Below are 19,018 nucleotides of genomic sequence, written 5' to 3'. Positions count from 1 at the left end.
ATTTTGAAGGGCCGCGCCGGAAGGTGCGGCCTTTTCTTTTGCGTTCAGCACATGCGGCCGGAGACCTGCGGGGCATCCGGGGGGCAAATCCTTGATTGTCCCAGAAGAGTCAGATTTCCGGCAGCGGCAGCAGAAATGCGTTGCCGTATACCCGGCGCAGGCCGGGATCTCTTGCGGCGGGAGGCCCCGGCATGCGCCGGGGACACGGATCGGGGGTGAGGATTAGCACCTCGCCATAAGCTGCTTCGCGGAAGCGGCGTGACGGCTGGAAACCGAAATCGGAGTGCGGCGCCTTGTGCCCCGACAGATCATCCGACAACAGATTGACCACCACCCGGCCATCCCGGGTCACGCCCCACAGCATTTGCGAGCCGGGGGCGCCATTCTCCTGGAACCAGGCCTTCAGGCGACGGATGCGCCAGTAGATCAATGGCCAGAGAAGCCAGAGATGGGAAGGCAGGCCCGGCAGGGGCTGGAAGAGGGAGACCGATGGCATCGCGGTATGAAGGTAACCGCGTGTGCAGGGCTGTCGGATTGGCGGTGGCTTGGGACGCGTGTTTGCGGACGATTGGGCTGTTTTGTGTGGGGATAGGGCAGGATGTTTCCCCCTCCGCCCTTCGGGCACCTCCCCCGCAGGCGGGGGAGGATCCATGCGGCGCGTCCGGTCTTTCTTCTCCCCCGCGTGCGGGGAGGTGGGCGCGGAGCGCTCGGAGGGGGCGCTAGGTACGTGCCTTGATGGCTTCGCAGGCTTTTGCCAGTGCTTCCGGGTACAGCCTGTGTTCGACCGGCAGGATGCGGGCGGCGAGGCTGTCAGCACTGTCGCCGGGCAGTATGGGGATGGCGGCTTGCTGTATGATTTCGCCATCATCCACGCCGGGGCTGACCCAGTGGACCGTGCAGCCGGCCTCGGAATCGCCCGCATCAATGGCGCGCTGGTGCGTGTCGAGGCCCTTGTATTTGGGCAGGAGGGAGGGGTGGATGTTGATCATCCGGCCTTCCCATGTGTTGACGAACCAGGGCGTCAGGACCCGCATGAAACCGGCCAGCGCGATGATTTCGACGCCGGCGGCTTCGAGTTGTTCGTGCATGGCGCGTTCGAAGGCCTCGCGGTCCTTGCCGAACGTCTTGTGATCGATGGCATGGGTCGCAATGCCTTCGGCTGCGGCCGTTTCGAGACCCCTGGCGTCCGGCCTGTTCGACAGGACGAGGACCGGTTGTGCCGGGAAGGATGGATCGCGCGCGGCCTCCAGCAGGGCTTTCATGTTCGAGCCCCGGCCGGAAATCAGGATCGCGAGCTTCAGGCGCGTCATGCGGCGACGAGATCCCCGAGGATGACCGGGCTTTCCCCCGCCTCGCGCAGCCGGGCGATGACCGTGTCGGCCATGTCCGGCGCGACAGCGAAGACCATGCCGATGCCCATATTGAAGGTGCGGTGCATTTCGTCGAGGTCCACCCCGCCGGCCTGTTGCAGCCATTGGAAGACCGGGCCGGGCGTCCAGCTGGTGCGGTCGATGCGCGGAGCGAGATGGTCCGGGCACATGCGGGGCGTGTTTTCGGTCAGGCCGCCGCCGGTGATGTGGGCAAGCCCATTGATGAGGCCGCCCTTGATGAGCGGCAGGGCTGCGGAGGAATAAAGCCGCGTCGGCGTCAGCAGCGCTTCGCCGAGCGTGCCGTCCGAAAAGGGCGAAGCGGCCTCATAGGACAGGCCCTCCCGCTCGACGATGCGGCGGATCAGGGAATAGCCATTCGAGTGCGGCCCGGAGGACGAAATGCCGATCAGCACGTCGCCGGCTGCCATGTCGGCCATGCGCGGCAAGACTTTCGCCCGGTCCACGGCGCCGACCACGAAGCCGGCCAGATCATAATGGCCCGGCGGATACATGCCCGGCATTTCGGCGGTCTCCCCGCCCACCAGCGCGCAGCCGGATTGACGGCAGCCTTCGGCGATGCCCGCAATCACCGCTTCCGCGATGCCGGCTTCGAGCTTGCCCGTGGCGAAATAGTCCAGAAAAAACAGGGGCTCGGCTCCCTGAGCGAGCACATCATTGGCGCACATGGCGACAAGGTCGATGCCGACAGTGTTGTGAATGCCGGTTTCGAAGGCGAGCATCAGCTTCGTGCCGACCCCGTCCGTGCCGGAGACGAGGACAGGGTCCTCATAGCCGGAGGCTTTCAGGTCGAACAGCGCGCCGAAGCCGCCAAGGCCGCCCATCACGCCCGCGCGGGCGGTGGCTTTTGCCAGCGGGCCAATGGCCTCGACCAGCCTTTCTCCTGCCTCAATGTCGACACCGGCATCACGGTAGGAAAGGAGAGTTTTGGATGTATCGCTCATGATGACTCGCGCGTTAGCATGGGGAAAACGTCTCTGCCAGTGCCGCTTGCGGTTTCGGCTGTCGCATTGGCTTGCTACAACAAATTCAAACGGAGGCCGTCGACCATGATTCGTATCCTAATCGCGTCCCTTTTTGCCCTCGCCGCGATGGGAGCCAACGCCTTTGCCGACACCCGCGATGTCTACACCGTCTCGAACATCGAAGTGGACGAGCGGGCCGGCTCGCTGATCGAGGCGCGCGAACTGGCCATGGCGTCGGCGCGCGTCCAGGGCGCCCGCGTGCTGATCGACCGGATCACGCTGGCAGAGGACCGGATGAAGACGGGCGGCCTGGTCGTCGATTCAGCGCTGGCAGACCGATTGTCGGCGGCGGTGGACGTGCAGGAAGAGACGGCTGGTGCAGGCCGCTACAAGGGCACGCTGGCCGTGGTCTACAATCCGCGCATGGTACGGGCGCATCTGGACTCCCTGTCGGTACCCTATGTCGATACCCAGGCGCCCAAGGGATTGCTTGTGCCGCTGGCCGGGTCTGCCGGCCTTGATGCCGCCTGGCGCGAAGCGCTCGGCACCGGCCGGGACGAGACCCTGTCGCCCTTCGTGACCGCGAACAGCCCGGGGTACAGCGCCTATAGCGACTGGCTGGAATTGTCGCCGGAAGCCACGGTCCAGGGCGCCCGCAGGGGTATCCTGGCGGATCTGTCCGGTCGGGACGGCGCCTGGCAGGTAACTGTGTCGACGGTGACTGCCGCCGGCACGCAGCGGATTGGCACAACGCCTTACGCCTCCTCGCTGGAGGTCGCGGTCGACCGGATGGTGACCCTGCTGGACGAGCACTGGAAGGAAACCTCGATCATCCGGTCCGGCGAGCGGACCCCGGCGACGGCCAGCGTACGCTATACCTCGCTGGCGGAATGGAACACGTTGCGCGGCGCGCTGGCGCGGTCGCCGCTGGTATCGGAGTTCCGCATCGAGGCCATTGCTCGCGACGGCGCCCTGGTGGCCTTCTCCTATGCCGGTGATGCCCGGCGGCTGCAGAACGATCTGTTGCAACGCGGCGTCTCCCTGTCCGAAAACGAGTATGGCTGGATCGTGCGATCGGCTGTTTCGGCATCGGGGGAACCGTGAGCGCGGATCAGCAGAAAGGCCCCGGAAAGCCGAGCCAGCTGAGTCTTGGTTTCCCGGCAACAGAACCGAAATTGACGGCGCTTCTGGTCACGGAAGCCAATGAGAGCGCGGTGGCCGTGCTGCGGGCGCCGCAGTCCTGGCCATTCCACACAATCTGCCTGCTGGGCCCGCCGCGCAGCGGCCTTTCGGCGCTGGCGCGGGCCTGGGGGCGGGAATTTGACGGGCAGTATTATGCCGCCAGGGATTTCTCGCGCCTCAAGACGCCGGGCCTGTCGGCGCTGGCCGAAGGGTATTCGATCGTGGATGATGCCGACCAGGTGAAGAAGTCGGAAAACCTGCTGACGCTGATCGATTCCGCCGCTGCCGGGGGCGGGCGGGTCCTGTTGACCTCGAAACGCCATCCCAGCCAGTGGCCGACCGGGTCGGCCGACCTGAAATCGAGACTGATGGCGCTGCCGGTGGTCGAAATTCATGAGCCGGACGAGCACATGCTGAAGGCGCGCCTTGAGGCGGCCGCTGCGCGCTATTTCCTGAAACTCGAGCCGGAAGTCATAAAGTATATGGTCCCCCGGCTGGAACTCTCCTATGAGGCCATTGAAACCTTTGTGGAAAAACTGAGCGACAAGGTGACCGAGGCGGGACGGCCCCCGTCGGTTCCGATGGCCCGGGAAGTGGTCGAGGATCTGGGATGGGCCGGGCCGGACCCGGCTGGCTGACCGGGACGCAATGGAAGAGCGGAGTTCGCATCATGGCTGATGGACCGTCTGAAACCGTGGAACAGCTGATGACGTCGCCGGACCGGTTCCTGAACCGCGAATTGTCCTGGCTGGAATTCAATCGGCGGGTCCTGGAGGAAGCGTCCAATTACGAGCATCCGCTGCTGGAAAGGCTGCGCTTCCTGTCGATCTCCGCGAGCAATCTCGATGAGTTCGAGATGGTGCGCTATGCGGGGTTGCGCGAACAGGTGCGGGCCGGCGTCGTGCGGGCCAGCCAGGATGGGCTGACGCCGGCGCAGCAGATCGAACAGATCGAGGCGGCCTCGCTCAACCTGATCGCCGAGCAGCAGGAGCGCTGGCGGACGCTGAAGGAGGAATTGCACGCCGAAGGCATCGATGTGCTGGGCGTCAAGGATTTGAACAAGCGGGACCGGGCGGAACTGGACAAGTATTTCCGCTCGAACATCTTCCCGGTGCTGACGCCGCTGGCGGTCGATCCGGCGCACCCGTTCCCGTTCATTCCCAATCTCGGCTTCTCCATCGCCATCAATTTGGTGCCCAAGGGCAATGGTGAGGATCATGTCGGGATCATTCCGTTGCCGGCCTTTGTGCGCCGTTTCATCCGGTTGCCCAAGGGCAACAAGGGGCATTTGCGCTTCATCGCGCTGGAAGACGTGATCGGCATGTTCATCGGGGAATTGTTCCCCGGCTTCGAGGAAAAGGACCGGTGCCTGTTCCGGATCATTCGCGACAGCGATATCGAGATCGAGGAAGAGGCCGAGGACCTGATCCGGGAATTCGAAGTGCTGCTGAAGCAGCGCCGCCGCGGGCGTATCGTCCGTATCCGGATGCAGTCGAGCGCGCCGGATGATTTGCGCAAGCTGATCACGCGCGAGATCGGGGCCGAACAGGCCGACATCGTGTTGTATGACGGCATTCTGGGCATGGCGCAGCTGTCGGAACTGATCGTGAGCGACCGGCCCGACCTGCAATTTCCGTCCTACGAGCCGCGCTATCCCGAGCGCATCCGGGAAATGGGCGGGGATTGCTTCGCGGCCATCCGGGCGAAGGATATCCTGGTGCACCACCCGTTCGAGACCTTCGATGTCGTGGTCCAGTTCGTGCGCCAGGCTGCGGCGGATCCGCAAGTGGTCGCGATCAAGCAGACACTGTACCGGACGACCGCCAATTCCCCGATCGTGGCTGCGCTGGTGGAAGCCGCCGAAGCCGGAAAGAACGTCACGGCGCTGGTGGAGATCAAGGCGCGGTTCGACGAGGAGGCCAATCTCCGCCTGGCGCGGGATCTGGAGCGGGCTGGTGTGCAGGTCGTATACGGATTTATCGAGTACAAGACCCATGCCAAGGTGTCGCTGGTCGTGCGCCGTGAAGGCGATGCGCTGCGCACCTATACGCATTACGGCACGGGCAATTACCATCCGATCAATGCGCGGATCTATACCGATTTGTCGCTGTTCACGGCCGATGATGCGCTGGGGCGGGATGCCAATCGCCTGTTCAACTTCGTGACGGCCTATCGCGAGCCGCCTTCGGTTGGCCCGGTCATGGAGAAGGTGGGCATGTCGCCGCTCGACATGAAGGAACAACTGGTCGGGATGATCGAGGCCGAGGCCGAGGCGGCAAAACGGGATGAGCCGTGCGGCATCTGGGCGAAGATGAACTCGCTGGTCGACGGCGAAGTGATCGATGCGCTCTACCGGGCCAGCCAGGCCGGGGTGCCGATCATTCTGGTCGTGCGGGGCATCTGCTGCCTGCGCCCGGGCGTGCCGGGCCTGTCGGACAACATTTCCGTCAAGAGCATTGTCGGACGGTTCCTTGAACATTCGCGGATCGTGTGTTTCTCGAACGGCCATGCCCTGCCATCGCCGAAGGCCAAGGTGTTCATCTCGTCCGCAGACTGGATGCCGCGCAATCTGAACCGCCGGGTCGAGGCCCTGGTGCCGGTGGAGAATGCCACGGTGCACCGGCAGGTGCTGAACCAGATCATGGTGGCGAATCTGAATGACGAGCAGCAGAGCTGGATCATGCAGGAGGATGGCTCCTATCAGCGGATGGATTGGGAAGAGGGCGCCAAGCCGTTCTCGGCCCATACCTATTTCATGGACAATCCCAGCCTGTCCGGCCGTGGCAGCGCGCTGGAAGTGAGCCTGCCGCCCCGGCTGAAGCCGCGGGAAGGCGTGTCCAGCTGATGCTGCCGAAGTCTGAACGCGCGGCCATTATCGATATCGGATCGAATTCGGTGCGTCTGGTCATCTACAGCGTGCTGGGGGCATCGATCCTGCCGACCTTCAACGAAAAGGTCATGGCGGGCCTTGGCGAAGGCCTGATGAAGACGGGTCAGCTGTCGCCGACCGGCGTGGAGTCGGCCCTCCGGGCGCTGGGCCGCTACAAGGCGATCCTGAAGGCGCTCAATCTGGGTAATTATACGGCCGTGGCGACCGCCGCCGTGCGTTCGGCCGAGAACGGGCCGGCCTTCATCCAGCAGGCCTCCCGGGCCCTGGGCCGTCGCGTGACCATCCTGTCGGGGCAGGACGAGGCGCGCCTGTCGGCTGTCGGCGTGGAAGCCAGTTTCCACAATCCGGCAGGCATGATCGGCGATCTTGGCGGATCGAGCCTGGAATTCAAGCAGGTGGGCGGCGTCGCCGAACCGGGCGAAAGCCTGATGCTGGGGCCATTGTCCCTGGTGGATGGCGACCTGGACCTGAAGGCGCTGCGCAAGACGATCCGCGCGACCCTCAAGACGTCGGAGACCCTGGCGCAGGCCGAGGGGCGCTTCTATGCGGTGGGCGGCGCCTGGCGCACGCTGGCCAAGCTGAACATGGAGCTGGAATCCTATGCGCTGCGGGTACTGCAGGGATACCAGATGTCGAAGACCCAGGTGGACAAGGTGGCCAGGCTCTGTTTCGACAGCCTGACTAATCCGGCCGCGCGGACCTTGCTGGAAAACGTCGACAAGCGGCGCGCGAGATATTTGCCAGTCGCGGCCATCCTGCTGCAGGAAATCCTGGCGATGAGCGAGCTGGAGGGCGTGACGATTTCATCCAGCGGCCTGCGGGAAGGCGTGTTGCGGGATGCTCTGGGGCCAACCGCAGATGATCCGCTGATGGATGGGGTGATCGCCTTTGCCCGGCTCGACCGCAACCAGATCCAGTTCGGTGAGGCGCTGCACGATTTCATCGCACCGGCCCTGGCGCCGGAACCGGACCTGTTCGGGTCGCCGGCAGCGGATATCCGGATCGAAAAGGCGGCCTGCATGATGGCTGACAGTGCCGGGCGGTTTCATCCGGACCATCGCTCGCAGATGGCCTATGATCAGGCGCTGCGCGCGCCCTATACCGGCGTCAGCCACAGCGAACGGGCCCTGATCGCCTACGCCATTGGCTGCCGATACGAGAAGGATTTCAAACGGCCGGACGAGTACACGCCGCTGACCACGCCGGAGCAGGATGGGCGGGCGCGCCAGATCGGCAGTGCCATGCGGCTCGGGGCGGTGTTTTCCGGCCGGTCCGGACCGATCCTGCGCCGGGCCAGCCTTGCCCGAACGGAGGATCTGCTGCAGCTGCGCGTGTCGAAGGCGGACGAGGCGATGGTGTCGGACACGGTCGTGCGGCGTCTGTCACAGACGGCCAGCCAGTTGCGTCTCAAGCCGGATGTGAAGATCGGCTGAGGCGACGCCTCAGACGTCGAACAGCCGGACCTGTCCCCCTTCGAAGGAGACGGCCAGCTTGCCGCTGAGCAGGGCCTGAGCCTTGCGGCCGAACATGTCAAACCGCCAGCCCGACATGGCGGCGATCTCGTCGCTGGTCTCGCCGCGGGCGATGCGGTCGATGTCGGCGGCATTGGCGATCAGGCGCGGGACCACGTCATTCTCTTCGCTGACATGTTTCAACAGCACCTTGAGCAGTTCCGGCGCGCCAGCGGGAATCTGGGCATTCTGGACGCGCGGGGCGAGCTCGGGCGCATAGCGGTCCGGATTCTCGATAGCGTCGGCGACCGCCTCCAGCAGGCCCTGCCCATATTTCGACCGAATGAAACCGTTCGGCACCGCGCGCAGCTGACCGAAATCCTGCTCCGAGCGGGGTTTCTGGCTGGCGATCTCCTGAATGGCGTCATCCTTGAGAATGCGCCGGCGCGGCTTGTCGAGTTCCTGGGCGATGGCTTCGCGCCACGCGGCGACCGCGACGACAATCGCGGCGTAATCCTTCTTCGGCTTGCGCAGCTTCAGGCGCTGCCAGGCATTGGCCGGGTCGGTGTCGTATTTCACCGGGTCTTCCAGGTCCGCCATTTCCTCGCGGACCCAATTGAGCCGCCCGAGGGATTCCAGATTGTCCCGCATCTTGAGATACGCGTCGCGCAGATGGGTCACGTCTCCGAGGGCGTAGACCAGCTGTTTCTGGCTCAAGGGGCGGCGGGTCCAGTCGGTGAACTGGCTGGACTTGTCGATCTGGCGCTTCAACACACGCTGGACGAGATTGTCATAGGAAATCGAATCACCGAGGCCGAGCGCCATGGCGGCGACTTGCGTATCGAAGATCGGGCCGGGCGGGTGGCCGATCAGCCGGTTGAAGATTTCGATATCCTGACGGGCCGCATGAAACACTTTTACCCGGTTGTCGGCGGCGATCAGGTCCAGAAAGGGGCCGATGTCCAGATCGTCCGCCAATGGGTCGATCAGGCCTTCCACGCCGGGGGCGGAGGCCTGTACGAGGCAGAGTTCCGGCCAGTATGTCGTCTCCCGATGAAACTCGGTGTCGACGCAGATAAAGTCGGATTCAGAGAGCTTTCCGCACAGGTCTTCCAGTGCCGACTGCTCAGTAATGGGAGTCAGGGTGTTGTCAGTCATCGCGCGCTTGCGTATCGCATCGCCTTGACAATTGCGAGAGGTTCCATGCCTTTCGCGCTTTATTTCTGTTGGACCGTATTTCCGGAGAGAATTTCCGATGCACGCCTATCGCACCCACACCTGCGGGGAACTTCGCCAGTCCCATGTCGGTGAAACCGTTAAACTGTCAGGCTGGCTGCACCGCCGCCGCGATCATGGCGGGGTGATGTTCATCGACCTGCGGGATCATTACGGCCTGACACAGGTTGTGTTCAATCCGGGATCGCCGGGTTTTGCGACCGTCGAACGGCTGCGGGCGGAAAGCGTCATCACGCTGGAAGGCAAGGTGGTTGCCCGGGACGAGAGCCTCGTCAATCCGAACCTCGCCACGGGCGAGATCGAGGTCGTGGCGGGTGAGGTCAGCGTCCAGTCGGAAGCTGCGGAACTGCCGCTGCCGGTGTTCGGTGAGCCGGACTATCCGGAAGACATCCGCCTGAAGCATCGCTATCTCGATTTGCGCCGCGAGACGCTGCACAAGAACATGGTGCTGCGCAGCCAGGTGATTGCCAGCCTGCGCCGCCGCATGATCGAGCAGGGCTTCACCGAATACCAAACGCCGATCCTGACGGCGTCGAGCCCGGAAGGCGCCCGTGACTTCCTTGTGCCGAGCCGTCTGCATCCGGGCGAATTCTACGCGCTGCCGCAGGCGCCGCAGCAGTTCAAGCAGCTGCTGATGGTGTCCGGCTTCGACCGGTACTTCCAGATCGCGCCCTGCTTCCGCGACGAGGACGCCCGCGCCGACCGGTCGCCCGGCGAATTCTACCAGCTCGATATCGAAATGAGCTTCGTGACGCAGGAAGACGTGTTCAACGCCATCGAGCCGGTCATGGCGGGCGTGTTCAGCGAATTCGCCGACTGGGAAGGCAAGGGGCGCACCGTGCCGGACGGCCCGTTCCCGCGTATTCCCTATGCCGAGGCGATGGCCAAGTATGGCTCTGACAAGCCGGATCTGCGCAACCCGATCGAACTGGCGGACGTGTCCGACTTCTTCGCGGATGACAGCAAGACCGGGTTCGGCATCTTCGCCAAGATCATTGCCGGTGGCGGCCGCGTAATTGCCATCCCGGCACCGAAGGCCGCGGCGGAGAAATCCCGCAAATTCTTCGACGATCTCGACAAGTGGGCGAAGAAGGAAATGCAGGCTCCGGGGCTCGGCTATGCCCGCCTGAAGGATGCCGATGGCGGCGGGGTCGACAGCCAGGATCCGGTGCTGAAGAATTTCGAGCCGGCCCATCTGGCCGCATTGCTGGAATCGCTCGGCCTCGGTGCAGGCGACGGCATCTTCTTCTCTGCCGGCAAGAAAGGCGACGCCTACAAGCTGGCCGGAGCGGCGCGGACAAAGATCGGCGAGGAACTGGAGCTGATCGAGGAGGGCGTCTTCCGCCTCTGCTGGATCGTCGACTTCCCGATGTACGAGTATGACGAAGACAACAAGAAGGTCGATTTCAGCCATAACCCGTTCTCGATGCCGCAGGGCGGCATGGACGCCTTGATGGCGGCCGACACCGAAGAGAAGCAGCTTGAGCTGAAAGCATACCAGTACGACATCGTCTGTAATGGCGTGGAGCTATCATCCGGTGCTATCCGGAACCACAGCCCGGAGCTGATGCTGAAGGCTTTCGAACTGGCAGGTTATGGCCCGGATGTGGTCGAAGCCGAGTTTGGTGGCATGCTGAACGCGTTCCGCTATGGCGCTCCGCCGCACGGCGGCATTGCCCCCGGCGTGGACCGCATTGTGATGCTGCTGGCAGATGCGGAGAACATCCGCGACGTGACGCTGTTCCCGATGAACCAGCAGGCCCGCGACCTGATGATGCAGGCACCGAGCCCGGTAGACGAGAAACAGCTGAAAGAGCTGCACATCCGCCTGGCCCCGCAGGTCAAATCCTAGCCGGTTGGCGCGGACACAGGACAGGGCGGCGGAGCGTTGCGCGTTCCGCCGCCTTTTCTATTTGCTGGCAATCGTGGCGGGCGCCGGGCTGGTGCTGGCGCCGCAGAGCGGCAGGGCCAGCGTCTCCGGCAAGAGGGTGCTGAGCGAGACGCACGCGCCCGAGAATTCAGCTGCCTCAGCACCTGTGACGCCAGTCAGATCGGCGTCGATGAACCGGACATCGCGGAAGGATGCGCCGGCGATATCTGCATTGACCAGCTGGGCGCCGGTCATGTTCGCTCCATTGAAGACGGCGCCGGTGATTACGGACTCATTGAGCCATGCGCCGGTGAGATTGGCGCCTGACAGGTCAGCCTGTTCGAGACGCGCCCCTGTCAGATCTGCAGAGGCGAAATTTGCCCCGACCAGGAGCGCTGCCTGGAAGTTTGCGCCGCGCACATTGGCGCTGCGAAAGTCGGTGCCCGTGGCCTGAACGCCCTGCAGGCGTGCGTCAGCCATGGTGGCGCCCGAGAATCGTGCAGAGGTCAGGATTGCCCCGCGCATGTCGGCACTGGTTGCTTCGGCATTTTCGAAATTGGCATTGCCGGCTTGCACACCGCGCATAAAGGCGTATTCGAGCCGGGCGCTGGCATAATTGCCGCCGGTCAGGGTCCAGCCGGTCAGATTCTTGCCGGACAGGTCGCATTCCCCACAGGCACCGGCATAACCGGGCGACCATGCAACCGGCTGGCTCTGGGCTTCTGCGGTCATCGCAGCGCCGCAGAAGGCCGATGCGGACAGGAAGGCATAAACCAAGCGCGTCATGCCTATCTGGATACCGCGTCGCCCGTATACGCCAAACTGAACAAACAGTAAGAACTGTCAAATTCGGGCCAAGTGTTGCAAATCCGCCATGACTTGAAACGCGCCCCTACACTTCAATTCGGGGCAGACCTGGCCGGATGTTTACTGTGCGTGGGACAGTAATCAGGACGGAGCCTCGCCGGACCCCATCAGTTCCTGACCGCATGTGTCGCATTCGGCATCGCCCGTTTCGCTGATCTGGAACAGGGTGAAGCTGCCACAGGACGGACAGGGCTCGCTGAGATAATCGGGCGCATCGAGCGAGTCATCCTCGGCTTCTTCGCTCTGTTTTTGCTCACGTTTCTTGTCGAGGATCACGATATTGTCGGGCAGCTGTCCGCGTGAGAAGCCGCGGGAGATGAGCTGTGCGGCCTCTTCGGTGAATTCGGCCGGCTCACGCGTGCCATCCCCGGCGCCGCGGCCGAGTCCGTCATGGGTGACATCCACTTCGGCGAGGTCGTCCCGGCCGAGATAGGACACAGCCAGTTCGCGGAAAATATAGTCGAGGATCGAGGTGGCCTTGGTGATCCGGTCATTGCCTGTGACGGCGCCGGCGGGCTCGAATCGGGTGAACACGAAGGCGTCGACGAACTCCTCCAGCGGCACGCCATATTGCAGTCCGATGGAGGTTGCGATGGCGAAATTGTTCATGAGGCTGCGGAAGGCGGCGCCTTCCTTGTGCATGTCGATGAAGATCTCGCCGAGCGCGCCGTCATCGAACTCGCCGGTATGGAGGTAGACCTTGTGTCCGCCGACCGACGCTTTCTGGATATAGCCCTTCCTGCGGTCGGGCAGGCGGGTGCGCCCCGCGGGTCGGCGACTGCCGGGCTCGGCCGTCTCGGTGGCCTGGTAGGCGGCGTCGGACTCCACGGCCAGTTCATCGGCGAGCGTCAGGATCTGCTCCATGCGGTCGACCACATCGTCGCCCGCCGGGGCGCGGATGCCGGTCAGCAGGGCAGACACACCGGCAGCAATTGCCGCATCGGCCATGTCGAGCCCGTTCCGGCCCGTGACGCGAACGGCCGTGAGGCTGCCAAGCGCGGCGGCGCAGGTTTCGGCGAAGGCGATTTCGGCTTCCATGCTGACACTGGTTTCAAGACCGCTCTGGCGAAACGCCTGGGCGGCAATGTCTTCGGCTGTCCCGTCGACCGCAGCCTCGGCGTTCGCGATGTCCTTGCGCGAGAAGCCCATGGCCGACAGCAGTCCCAGCCCGTCGGAATCGAACTTCTCCGGCGCGAGCTTGAGATCCTCGCTGATGATTTCGTCGCCCAGAACCCAGCGCGAGAAAGCGGCGTTCAGCGGCAGGCCTTCGCCCAGGGCGCGGGAGACACGCTCCAGTGCCGCTTCCGAAAATCCGCGATCACGCAACCGGTCCGCGCCGAGTGCTGATTCGAGATCCTCGCTGCCGCATTCGGCCACACGGCTGAGAATGGTGGGCAGGGATTCCGGAGAGGTCCGCGAAATGGCGAGGCGGGCGCACCGGGCCAGGGTCGGGCCTTCATCGGTGTAGGCGAGCAGGGTGCGGACCGGCGCAGCCGCTTCACTCTCGCACTCCGGCAGGATGTCCGCCAGGTCGGCAATCGGCAGGATGGCGACGGTACAGGCTTTCCTGGACGCGGCACGCCGGGCTTCGAGCCCGAGAATGCCGGCCTGGGCCGCAGGCAGCGAGGCTCCGGTCGCGCAGGATTTCACCAGCGCACAGAGCGCACCGGCGACGGACCGGCCCTCCTCGCTGTCATAGGCGAGACCGAGCGACAGCACGGCAGCACCGAGACCGTGCACCAGAAGGACGCCCTCTCCGAGGCTTTTGCCGGCGGCCTCGGCGATGGAGGCAAGAAGGTCGCTCTCGAGGCCATCGGGGCTGATGGCCAGGGATACATCGAGCAGGCGGCAGGCCTGACGGGCGGCCGGCAGGGGCGCGTGTGTCAGCAGGATTTCCGCGCCTTCGCGGAGCGCTCCGAGCAACAGGGAATCGAGGTCCTGTGACATACCATCTGCGCTGAAGACGGCAGGTGGCGGTGGCGGGATATTGGCGGCGGCGATCCGGAGGGCGTCTGCGGTGCGCGCGAAGCCGTCCGGCTGGCGCAATGCTTCTTCCAGGATGTCCTGCGGCAGGCCGGATGCGACGGCTTCGGCCAGTTCCGCATTGCGAGGCGCATCGCCAAGCCGTTCGAGCATTTCCGCAGTGGCAATCTGGGAGGCCTCGAGCAGGCCGCGGGCGGCATAGGCGGACGAGACATTCCGAAGGGCTTCCGCGGTCATCGGCCGGCAGGGTTTGCCAGCTGCGCGGAGGATTGCGCCCAGTTCCAGTTCCTCCGACAAGAGCCCGTCAGCCTCAGCGGCCTGCAGAACCGATTCCATCTCGGCTGTCTTCATCCATGCCTCCCCGCGAATCATCAGCGAATCACTCAGACAAGCGTGACGGGTCCGGAGGCCGGTATCAACCGCGCCGGCCTTTAAAACACACGCGCCGTTCATTAAATCGTGCGTCGCATTGCCTGCGGCTGCCGGATGGATTAACTGCCCGGATGACGCCATATTACGGCCAACAAGACACGTCAGGACTTCCCCACGATGCTGAAACAGATTTTCACCTGGTGGAGCGGGCACACGCTCGGAGCCGCTTTCGACATCAAGCGGCGCTCGGCCTATGTCGGCACCGATGAGTATGGCAATCGGTATTTCGAGGAACGCAAGGCGTCCCTGGAAGGTCGTAAACGCCGTTATGTGATGTACAAGGGCCTGGCCGAGCCGTCCAAAGTGCCGGCAGACTGGCATGGTTGGCTTCACCACACCGTCGAGGAGCCGCCGACGAAGACCCCCCTGACTCGCCGGGACTGGGAAACCGATCACAAGCCGAACATGACCGGCACCCCTTATGCCACCAAGCCCAAGGGCAGCCTGTCGTCCGGCATGGCGCGCCAGAAGGCGAGCGGCGACTATGAGGCCTGGACTCCAGATGCGTGAATCCCTGTTCGAAACCCTGGTCGGAGCGGCCGTCGTCGCAGTGGCGGGCACATTCCTCTGGTTCGCGATGGATCGCGGCGGGGACGGCCAAACGCAGGGCGATCAGTATGACGTGACGGCACGCTTCAACAATGTTTCAGGCATTTCGCGGGGCACCGATGTGCGCATCGCCGGCGTGAAGGCCGGCATCGTGAAAAGCATCGAGGGCGACCCGGACCGGTTCGAGGCCGTGGTCACGATGAGCCTGGACGAAAAATGGGCCCTGCCGGAAGACACCGACGCACGGGTGTCGACCGATGGCCTGCTGGGCGGGGCCTATGTCGCGCTGGAGCCGGGCGGCAGCTTTGACAACATCCCGCAGGACGGATCCGGTGAGATCACATTCACACGCGGCAGCGTCGACCTGCTGACCCTGTTTGCGTCTTTCGCGTCAGGCAGCGGAGATGGCGGTGACAGTTCGGCCGGGGATGCCGGTTCGGCCAGCGATGATGCCTATCCGGTAGAGGATTACGAGTGATGCGAAGCTTCGCCTTCACCTTGCTGGCGTCGGTTCTTGCGGTGGGCGCCGCGCAGGCTGCCAACTTCGTCCAGAAGGACACTGCAACCTTGCGGGCGCTGGACAAGATTACCGGCCGGTCCACCGACATCGAAGTGAAAGTGGGCGAGCCGGTCGTGTTCGGGTCCCTGAAAGTGGAATTGCAGGTCTGTTACCAGACGCCGCCGGAAGAAGCCCCGGAAAGCGCGGCCTTCCTGAAGATCGCATCGACCCAGCCTGTTGCCGTCGAAACGATGGAAGCGGCCGTTGATGCCGAAGATGTCGAGACAGTGAGCGAAGAGAACCCTGAACTCTTCTCCGGCTGGATGTATGCGTCCTCGCCGGGCCTCAGCGCGCTCGAACATCCGGTCTATGATATCTGGGTGATCCGTTGTGCGGCCCCGGATCCGGTAAAGCTTGCGCCCCGCGCTGAGGACGACGAGACCGAATTCGAATAGAAGCGCGCGTCGATCTTGAGCGCCTCCTTCAGCAATTGTTTGAAGTCTGCCCGGGGAATCTCGATCAGGCCGAACTGTTCCAGGTGCGGATTGTGGAACTGGGCATCGAGCAGCACGAAGCCGTCTTCGAGAAGATGGGCGACCAAGTGGACCAGGGCGATCTTCGAGGCGTCCGTCGCCCGTGAAAACATGCTCTCTCCGAAGAAGGCACCTCCGAGCGCAACGCCATAAAGCCCTCCGACCAATTGGTCCCCGTCCCAGCACTCGATCGAATGGGCGTGGCCCTCGCGGTGCAGCGCGCTGTAGAGATTCAGGATCGGAGAATTGATCCAGGTGCTCTCCCGGCCTGCCGCGCTTTCGGCGCACATCTCCATGACCCGGGTGAAGGCCTGATCAACGGTGACCCGGAACGGTTCCTGCTTCACCTTGCGCATCAGGCGTTTCGGAACGTGAAACCCGTCCAGGGGGATGATGCCGCGCATGTCGGGGTCGACAAGAAACAGGTTCGGATCGTTGCGCGCATCGCCCATGGGAAAGATCCCACGTCGATAACAGGCAAGCAGGTCCGATGTCGAAAACCGTTGTGACATAGACGCTATATGGCCACCGGGGTCGGGGCTGTCTACCCTCTGACGAGCCAGTTTCACCGCTTAGGTCGAATATCCCTCAGCTTTGATTTTCAAGAAACTTTTCGAGCCAGTGGATATTGTATTCTCCGGCCAGGACGTCCTCGTTCTCAACCAGCCTGCGATGCAGGTCCAGCGTGGTGAACACGCCGCCAACGACCATTTCCTGAAGCGCCCGACGCAGCCGCATGATGCATTCCCGGCGGGTTCGTCCGTGAACGATCAGCTTCCCGATCAGGGAGTCGTAGTGCGGCGGGATCCGGTAGCCGGAATAGGCAGCGCTATCGAGCCGAACATCGGGACCGCCCGGGGCATGGAAATCGGTGATGAGGCCGGGTGACGGCACAAAGGTTTCAGGATGCTCGGCATTGATGCGGCATTCGATGGCGTGGCCCACCAGCATCACGTCCTGCTGGCTGAACGACAGCTTCTTGCCCTCGGCAATACGGATCTGTTCCCGGACAAGATCGATCCCGGTGATCATCTCGGTAACCGGGTGTTCGACCTGCAGGCGCGTATTCATTTCGATGAAATAGAACTTGCCGTCCTCGTAGAGGAACTCAATCGTGCCGGCACCGCGATAGCCAAGCTTCTCCATGGCACGGGCGCAGATACCGCCGATCTCTTCCCGTTGTGCCTGGTTGAGCTCGGGTGAGGGCGCCTCTTCGAAGACTTTCTGGTTGCGACGCTGAAGCGAACAGTCGCGTTCCCAGAGATGGGCGACATTTCCATGCGTGTCCGCAATGATCTGGATCTCGATGTGACGCGGGCCCTGAAGATACTTCTCCAGATAGACGGCATCGTCGCCGAAGGCTGCCTTGGCCTCGGTCTTGGCGGTGCGGACCGCGTTTTCCAGATCGGCCTCGGTCTTGGCGAGCTTCATGCCCCGGCCACCGCCGCCTGCCGAAGCTTTCACGAGGACCGGGAAACCGATCTTCTTGGCGGCCTTCTTGGCATCGGCAATCGAACTGACGGCGCCATCAGATCCTGGCACACAGGGGACACCGGCATCGATCATGGCCTGTTTGGCCGCGATCTTGTCACCCATGATACGGATATGCTCTGCCGTCGGCCCAATGAAGGCCAGGCCATGAGCCTCGACCATCTCGGCGAACTGAGCATTCTCCGACAGGAAGCCGTAGCCCGGATGGATGGCGTCTGCACCTGTGATCTCGGCAGCGGCGAGAATTTGCGACTTCTTCAGATAGCTTTCGGAGGACGGGGCAGGGCCAATACAGACACTCTCGTCTGCGAGGCGCACCGCCATGGCGTCACTGTCGGCTTCCGAATGAACGACGACGGTCGACAGGCCCATCTCCTTGCAGGCCCTGTGAATCCGAAGTGCGATCTCACCGCGATTGGCGATGAGAACCTTCTTGATAACGGGTTGGTCAGCCATGCTAGTCGATCAGGATTAGAGCTTCGCCATATTCAACGGGTTGCGCGTCGGAAACATAGATTTCCTTGACCACGCCAGCCTTGTCGGCCTCGACCGGGTTGAATGTCTTCATTGCCTCGACGAGGAGGAGCGTGTCGCCCTTCTTCACCTTGTCACCTACCGAGACAAATGCCTTGGCGCCGGGTTCCGGCGAAAGATAGACCGTTCCGACCATCGGCGACTTGATCGCCTTGTCGGAGGCAGCCGGTGCAGCCGCAGCCGGAGCGTCAGTCGTGGCCGGGGCAGCCGCAGGTGCGGGCGCAGCGGCGACAGGCGCCGGAGCGGCAACGGCAGCCTGGACGACGGGTGCCGCAGGCTTGCTGACGCGAATCCGCAGGCCGTCATGTTCGACTTCAACCTCGCCGAGGTCTGCTTCCCGCAGGATGGCTGCGAGTTCCCGGACGAGGCCGGTATCCAGCTTGTTCTTTGGTGTGCTCATGGGGTGTCAGGTCTCTTCTTGGCCCGTCAGGGACTTGGCCGCCATCAATGCCAGCTCATAACCATAGGCACCGAGGCCTGCGATTGTGGCCTTAACGGCGGGGGAAACGTAATTCACTTGGCGGAACGAGTCTCGTGCCGCCGGATTCGACAAATGGACTTCAATCACCGGGATATTGCACGCCTTCAGGGCATCGTGAATTGCAATGGAGGTATGCGTGTATGCAGCAGCGTTCAGAATCAGCGCTGAGCCGCTGGCAGAGGCCTCCTGAATCCAGGTGACCAGTTCGCCTTCGTGATTGGTCTGGCGCAGCTCCAGAGGTGTGCTGCCGGCGAGCGTGCGCAGGCGCTGGTGAATGTCCTCAAGCGTGTCGCGCCCGTATATCTCGGGCTCGCGTGAGCCGAGAAGGTTGAGGTTGGGACCTCCGAGGACATATACGGGCTTGGACATAGTGTTCCGTCTTGCGCTGTAACGCCGGGCAAGGCAAGGGGGCTGGTGAACGGAGAAAACCTGAATGTTGATCACAGTCAATGGGGAGTCCCGCGAAGTGGAAGCCGGTACAACACTCGCCATGCTCGTGCTGCAGATTGCAGGCGAGTCCGGCCGGGACCAGCGCGGCATCGCCATTGAACGGAATCTCGAGATCGTCCCAAAGTCGGAACATGCCGGCACTGTGATCGAAGCGGGGGACCGCATAGAGGTGGTGCAATTCGTGGGCGGTGGCTGATCTCCCGCGCCTCCGCCGGCT

Annotated in this window: 19 protein-coding genes; 9 read left to right on the top strand and 10 right to left on the bottom strand. The window is 63.4% G+C overall.

The features are described 5' to 3' along the window. Positions 1-109 precede the first annotated feature (109 nt). From HF955_RS16670 to purM, 3 genes are all read right to left on the bottom strand, one after another. Positions 110-496, bottom strand: coding sequence for a hypothetical protein (locus HF955_RS16670; protein ID WP_291076724.1), 387 nt, complete (start codon positions 494-496; stop codon positions 110-112). Between the two features lie 223 nt (positions 497-719). Next, entirely contained in the window at positions 720-1,310 is a 591-nt protein-coding gene (gene purN / locus HF955_RS16665; protein ID WP_291076723.1) for a phosphoribosylglycinamide formyltransferase, read from the bottom strand. Then, positions 1,307-2,332 (bottom strand): phosphoribosylformylglycinamidine cyclo-ligase, encoded by a 1,026-nt coding sequence (gene purM, locus HF955_RS16660; RefSeq protein ID WP_291076721.1) that lies wholly within the window; start codon positions 2,330-2,332, stop codon positions 1,307-1,309. The genes purN and purM overlap by 4 nt, the downstream gene beginning before the upstream one ends. A gap of 105 nt (positions 2,333-2,437) precedes the next feature. On the opposite strand from purM, the gene HF955_RS16655 reads away from it, so the two are divergent. The 4 genes from HF955_RS16655 to HF955_RS16640 are packed head-to-tail and all read left to right on the top strand — an operon-like array spanning position 2,438 to position 7,858. Then, the gene (locus HF955_RS16655) at positions 2,438-3,457 is read left to right on the top strand and encodes a hypothetical protein (protein ID WP_291076719.1); all 1,020 of its coding nucleotides are present in this window, start codon (positions 2,438-2,440) and stop codon (positions 3,455-3,457) included. Then, positions 3,454-4,173 (top strand): DnaA/Hda family protein, encoded by a 720-nt coding sequence (locus HF955_RS16650; RefSeq protein ID WP_291076717.1) that lies wholly within the window; start codon positions 3,454-3,456, stop codon positions 4,171-4,173. Before HF955_RS16655 ends, HF955_RS16650 begins: the two co-directional genes overlap by 4 nt. 32 nt (positions 4,174-4,205) lie before the next feature. Then, positions 4,206-6,380: an RNA degradosome polyphosphate kinase gene (locus tag HF955_RS16645; RefSeq protein ID WP_291076715.1), complete on the top strand. Its 2,175-nt coding sequence runs from the start codon at positions 4,206-4,208 to the stop codon at positions 6,378-6,380. Then, positions 6,380-7,858, top strand: coding sequence for a Ppx/GppA family phosphatase (locus tag HF955_RS16640; RefSeq protein WP_291076713.1), 1,479 nt, complete (start codon positions 6,380-6,382; stop codon positions 7,856-7,858). The genes HF955_RS16645 and HF955_RS16640 overlap by 1 nt, the downstream gene beginning before the upstream one ends. A gap of 9 nt (positions 7,859-7,867) precedes the next feature. On the opposite strand, the gene rnd is transcribed toward HF955_RS16640, so the two are convergent. Next, positions 7,868-9,034, bottom strand: a complete 1,167-nt coding sequence (gene rnd, locus HF955_RS16635; protein WP_291076711.1) for a ribonuclease D — start codon at positions 9,032-9,034, stop codon at positions 7,868-7,870. Between the two features lie 97 nt (positions 9,035-9,131). On the opposite strand from rnd, the gene aspS reads away from it, so the two are divergent. Beyond that, positions 9,132-10,964: an aspartate--tRNA ligase gene (gene aspS / locus HF955_RS16630; RefSeq protein WP_291076710.1), complete on the top strand. Its 1,833-nt coding sequence runs from the start codon at positions 9,132-9,134 to the stop codon at positions 10,962-10,964. Positions 10,965-11,021: 57 nt separating this feature from the next. Here the strand turns inward: aspS and HF955_RS16625 are convergent, their stop codons facing one another. Continuing rightward, the gene (locus HF955_RS16625; protein WP_291076708.1) at positions 11,022-11,768 is read right to left on the bottom strand and encodes a pentapeptide repeat-containing protein; all 747 of its coding nucleotides are present in this window, start codon (positions 11,766-11,768) and stop codon (positions 11,022-11,024) included. A gap of 162 nt (positions 11,769-11,930) precedes the next feature. Then, positions 11,931-14,183 (bottom strand): hypothetical protein, encoded by a 2,253-nt coding sequence (locus HF955_RS16620; RefSeq protein WP_291076706.1) that lies wholly within the window; start codon positions 14,181-14,183, stop codon positions 11,931-11,933. Positions 14,184-14,381: 198 nt separating this feature from the next. On the opposite strand from HF955_RS16620, the gene HF955_RS16615 reads away from it, so the two are divergent. From HF955_RS16615 to HF955_RS16605, 3 genes are read left to right on the top strand one after another with little or no spacing between them, the layout of a single operon-like run. Further along, positions 14,382-14,774: an NADH:ubiquinone oxidoreductase subunit NDUFA12 gene (locus HF955_RS16615; protein WP_027836236.1), complete on the top strand. Its 393-nt coding sequence runs from the start codon at positions 14,382-14,384 to the stop codon at positions 14,772-14,774. After that, positions 14,767-15,291 carry an outer membrane lipid asymmetry maintenance protein MlaD gene (mlaD, locus tag HF955_RS16610; protein WP_291076702.1) on the top strand — a complete coding sequence of 175 codons (525 nt, stop codon included), beginning with the start codon at positions 14,767-14,769 and terminating at the stop codon, positions 15,289-15,291. Before HF955_RS16615 ends, mlaD begins: the two co-directional genes overlap by 8 nt. Then, positions 15,291-15,767: a DUF2155 domain-containing protein gene (locus tag HF955_RS16605; protein WP_291076700.1), complete on the top strand. Its 477-nt coding sequence runs from the start codon at positions 15,291-15,293 to the stop codon at positions 15,765-15,767. Before mlaD ends, HF955_RS16605 begins: the two co-directional genes overlap by 1 nt. On the opposite strand, the gene aat is transcribed toward HF955_RS16605, so the two are convergent. The 4 genes from aat to HF955_RS16585 form a co-directional block, all read right to left on the bottom strand. Then, a complete protein-coding gene (gene aat, locus HF955_RS16600; protein WP_291076699.1) occupies positions 15,680-16,357 on the bottom strand; it encodes a leucyl/phenylalanyl-tRNA--protein transferase in 678 nt (225 codons plus the stop codon). The genes HF955_RS16605 and aat overlap by 88 nt on opposite strands. A 76-nt stretch (positions 16,358-16,433) precedes the next feature. Further along, a complete protein-coding gene (gene accC, locus HF955_RS16595; protein WP_291076697.1) occupies positions 16,434-17,792 on the bottom strand; it encodes an acetyl-CoA carboxylase biotin carboxylase subunit in 1,359 nt (452 codons plus the stop codon). Position 17,793: 1 nt separating this feature from the next. Further along, the gene (accB, locus tag HF955_RS16590) at positions 17,794-18,270 is read right to left on the bottom strand and encodes an acetyl-CoA carboxylase biotin carboxyl carrier protein (protein ID WP_291076695.1); all 477 of its coding nucleotides are present in this window, start codon (positions 18,268-18,270) and stop codon (positions 17,794-17,796) included. 6 nt (positions 18,271-18,276) lie between these two features. Then, the gene (locus HF955_RS16585) at positions 18,277-18,720 is read right to left on the bottom strand and encodes a type II 3-dehydroquinate dehydratase (protein ID WP_291076693.1); all 444 of its coding nucleotides are present in this window, start codon (positions 18,718-18,720) and stop codon (positions 18,277-18,279) included. A 64-nt stretch (positions 18,721-18,784) separates the two neighbouring features. Here HF955_RS16585 and thiS point away from each other — a divergent pair, with 64 nt between their 5' ends. After that, positions 18,785-18,997, top strand: a complete 213-nt coding sequence (gene thiS / locus HF955_RS16580; protein ID WP_027836230.1) for a sulfur carrier protein ThiS — start codon at positions 18,785-18,787, stop codon at positions 18,995-18,997. Positions 18,998-19,018 lie beyond the last annotated feature (21 nt).

Origin of the sequence: Hyphomonas sp. (assembly GCF_017792385.1) — a bacterium.
GTDB lineage: Bacteria > Pseudomonadota > Alphaproteobacteria > Caulobacterales > Hyphomonadaceae > Hyphomonas.
Note: the sequence above shows the minus strand (reverse complement) of the source record. Positions and strands in the feature narration are given on the sequence as shown.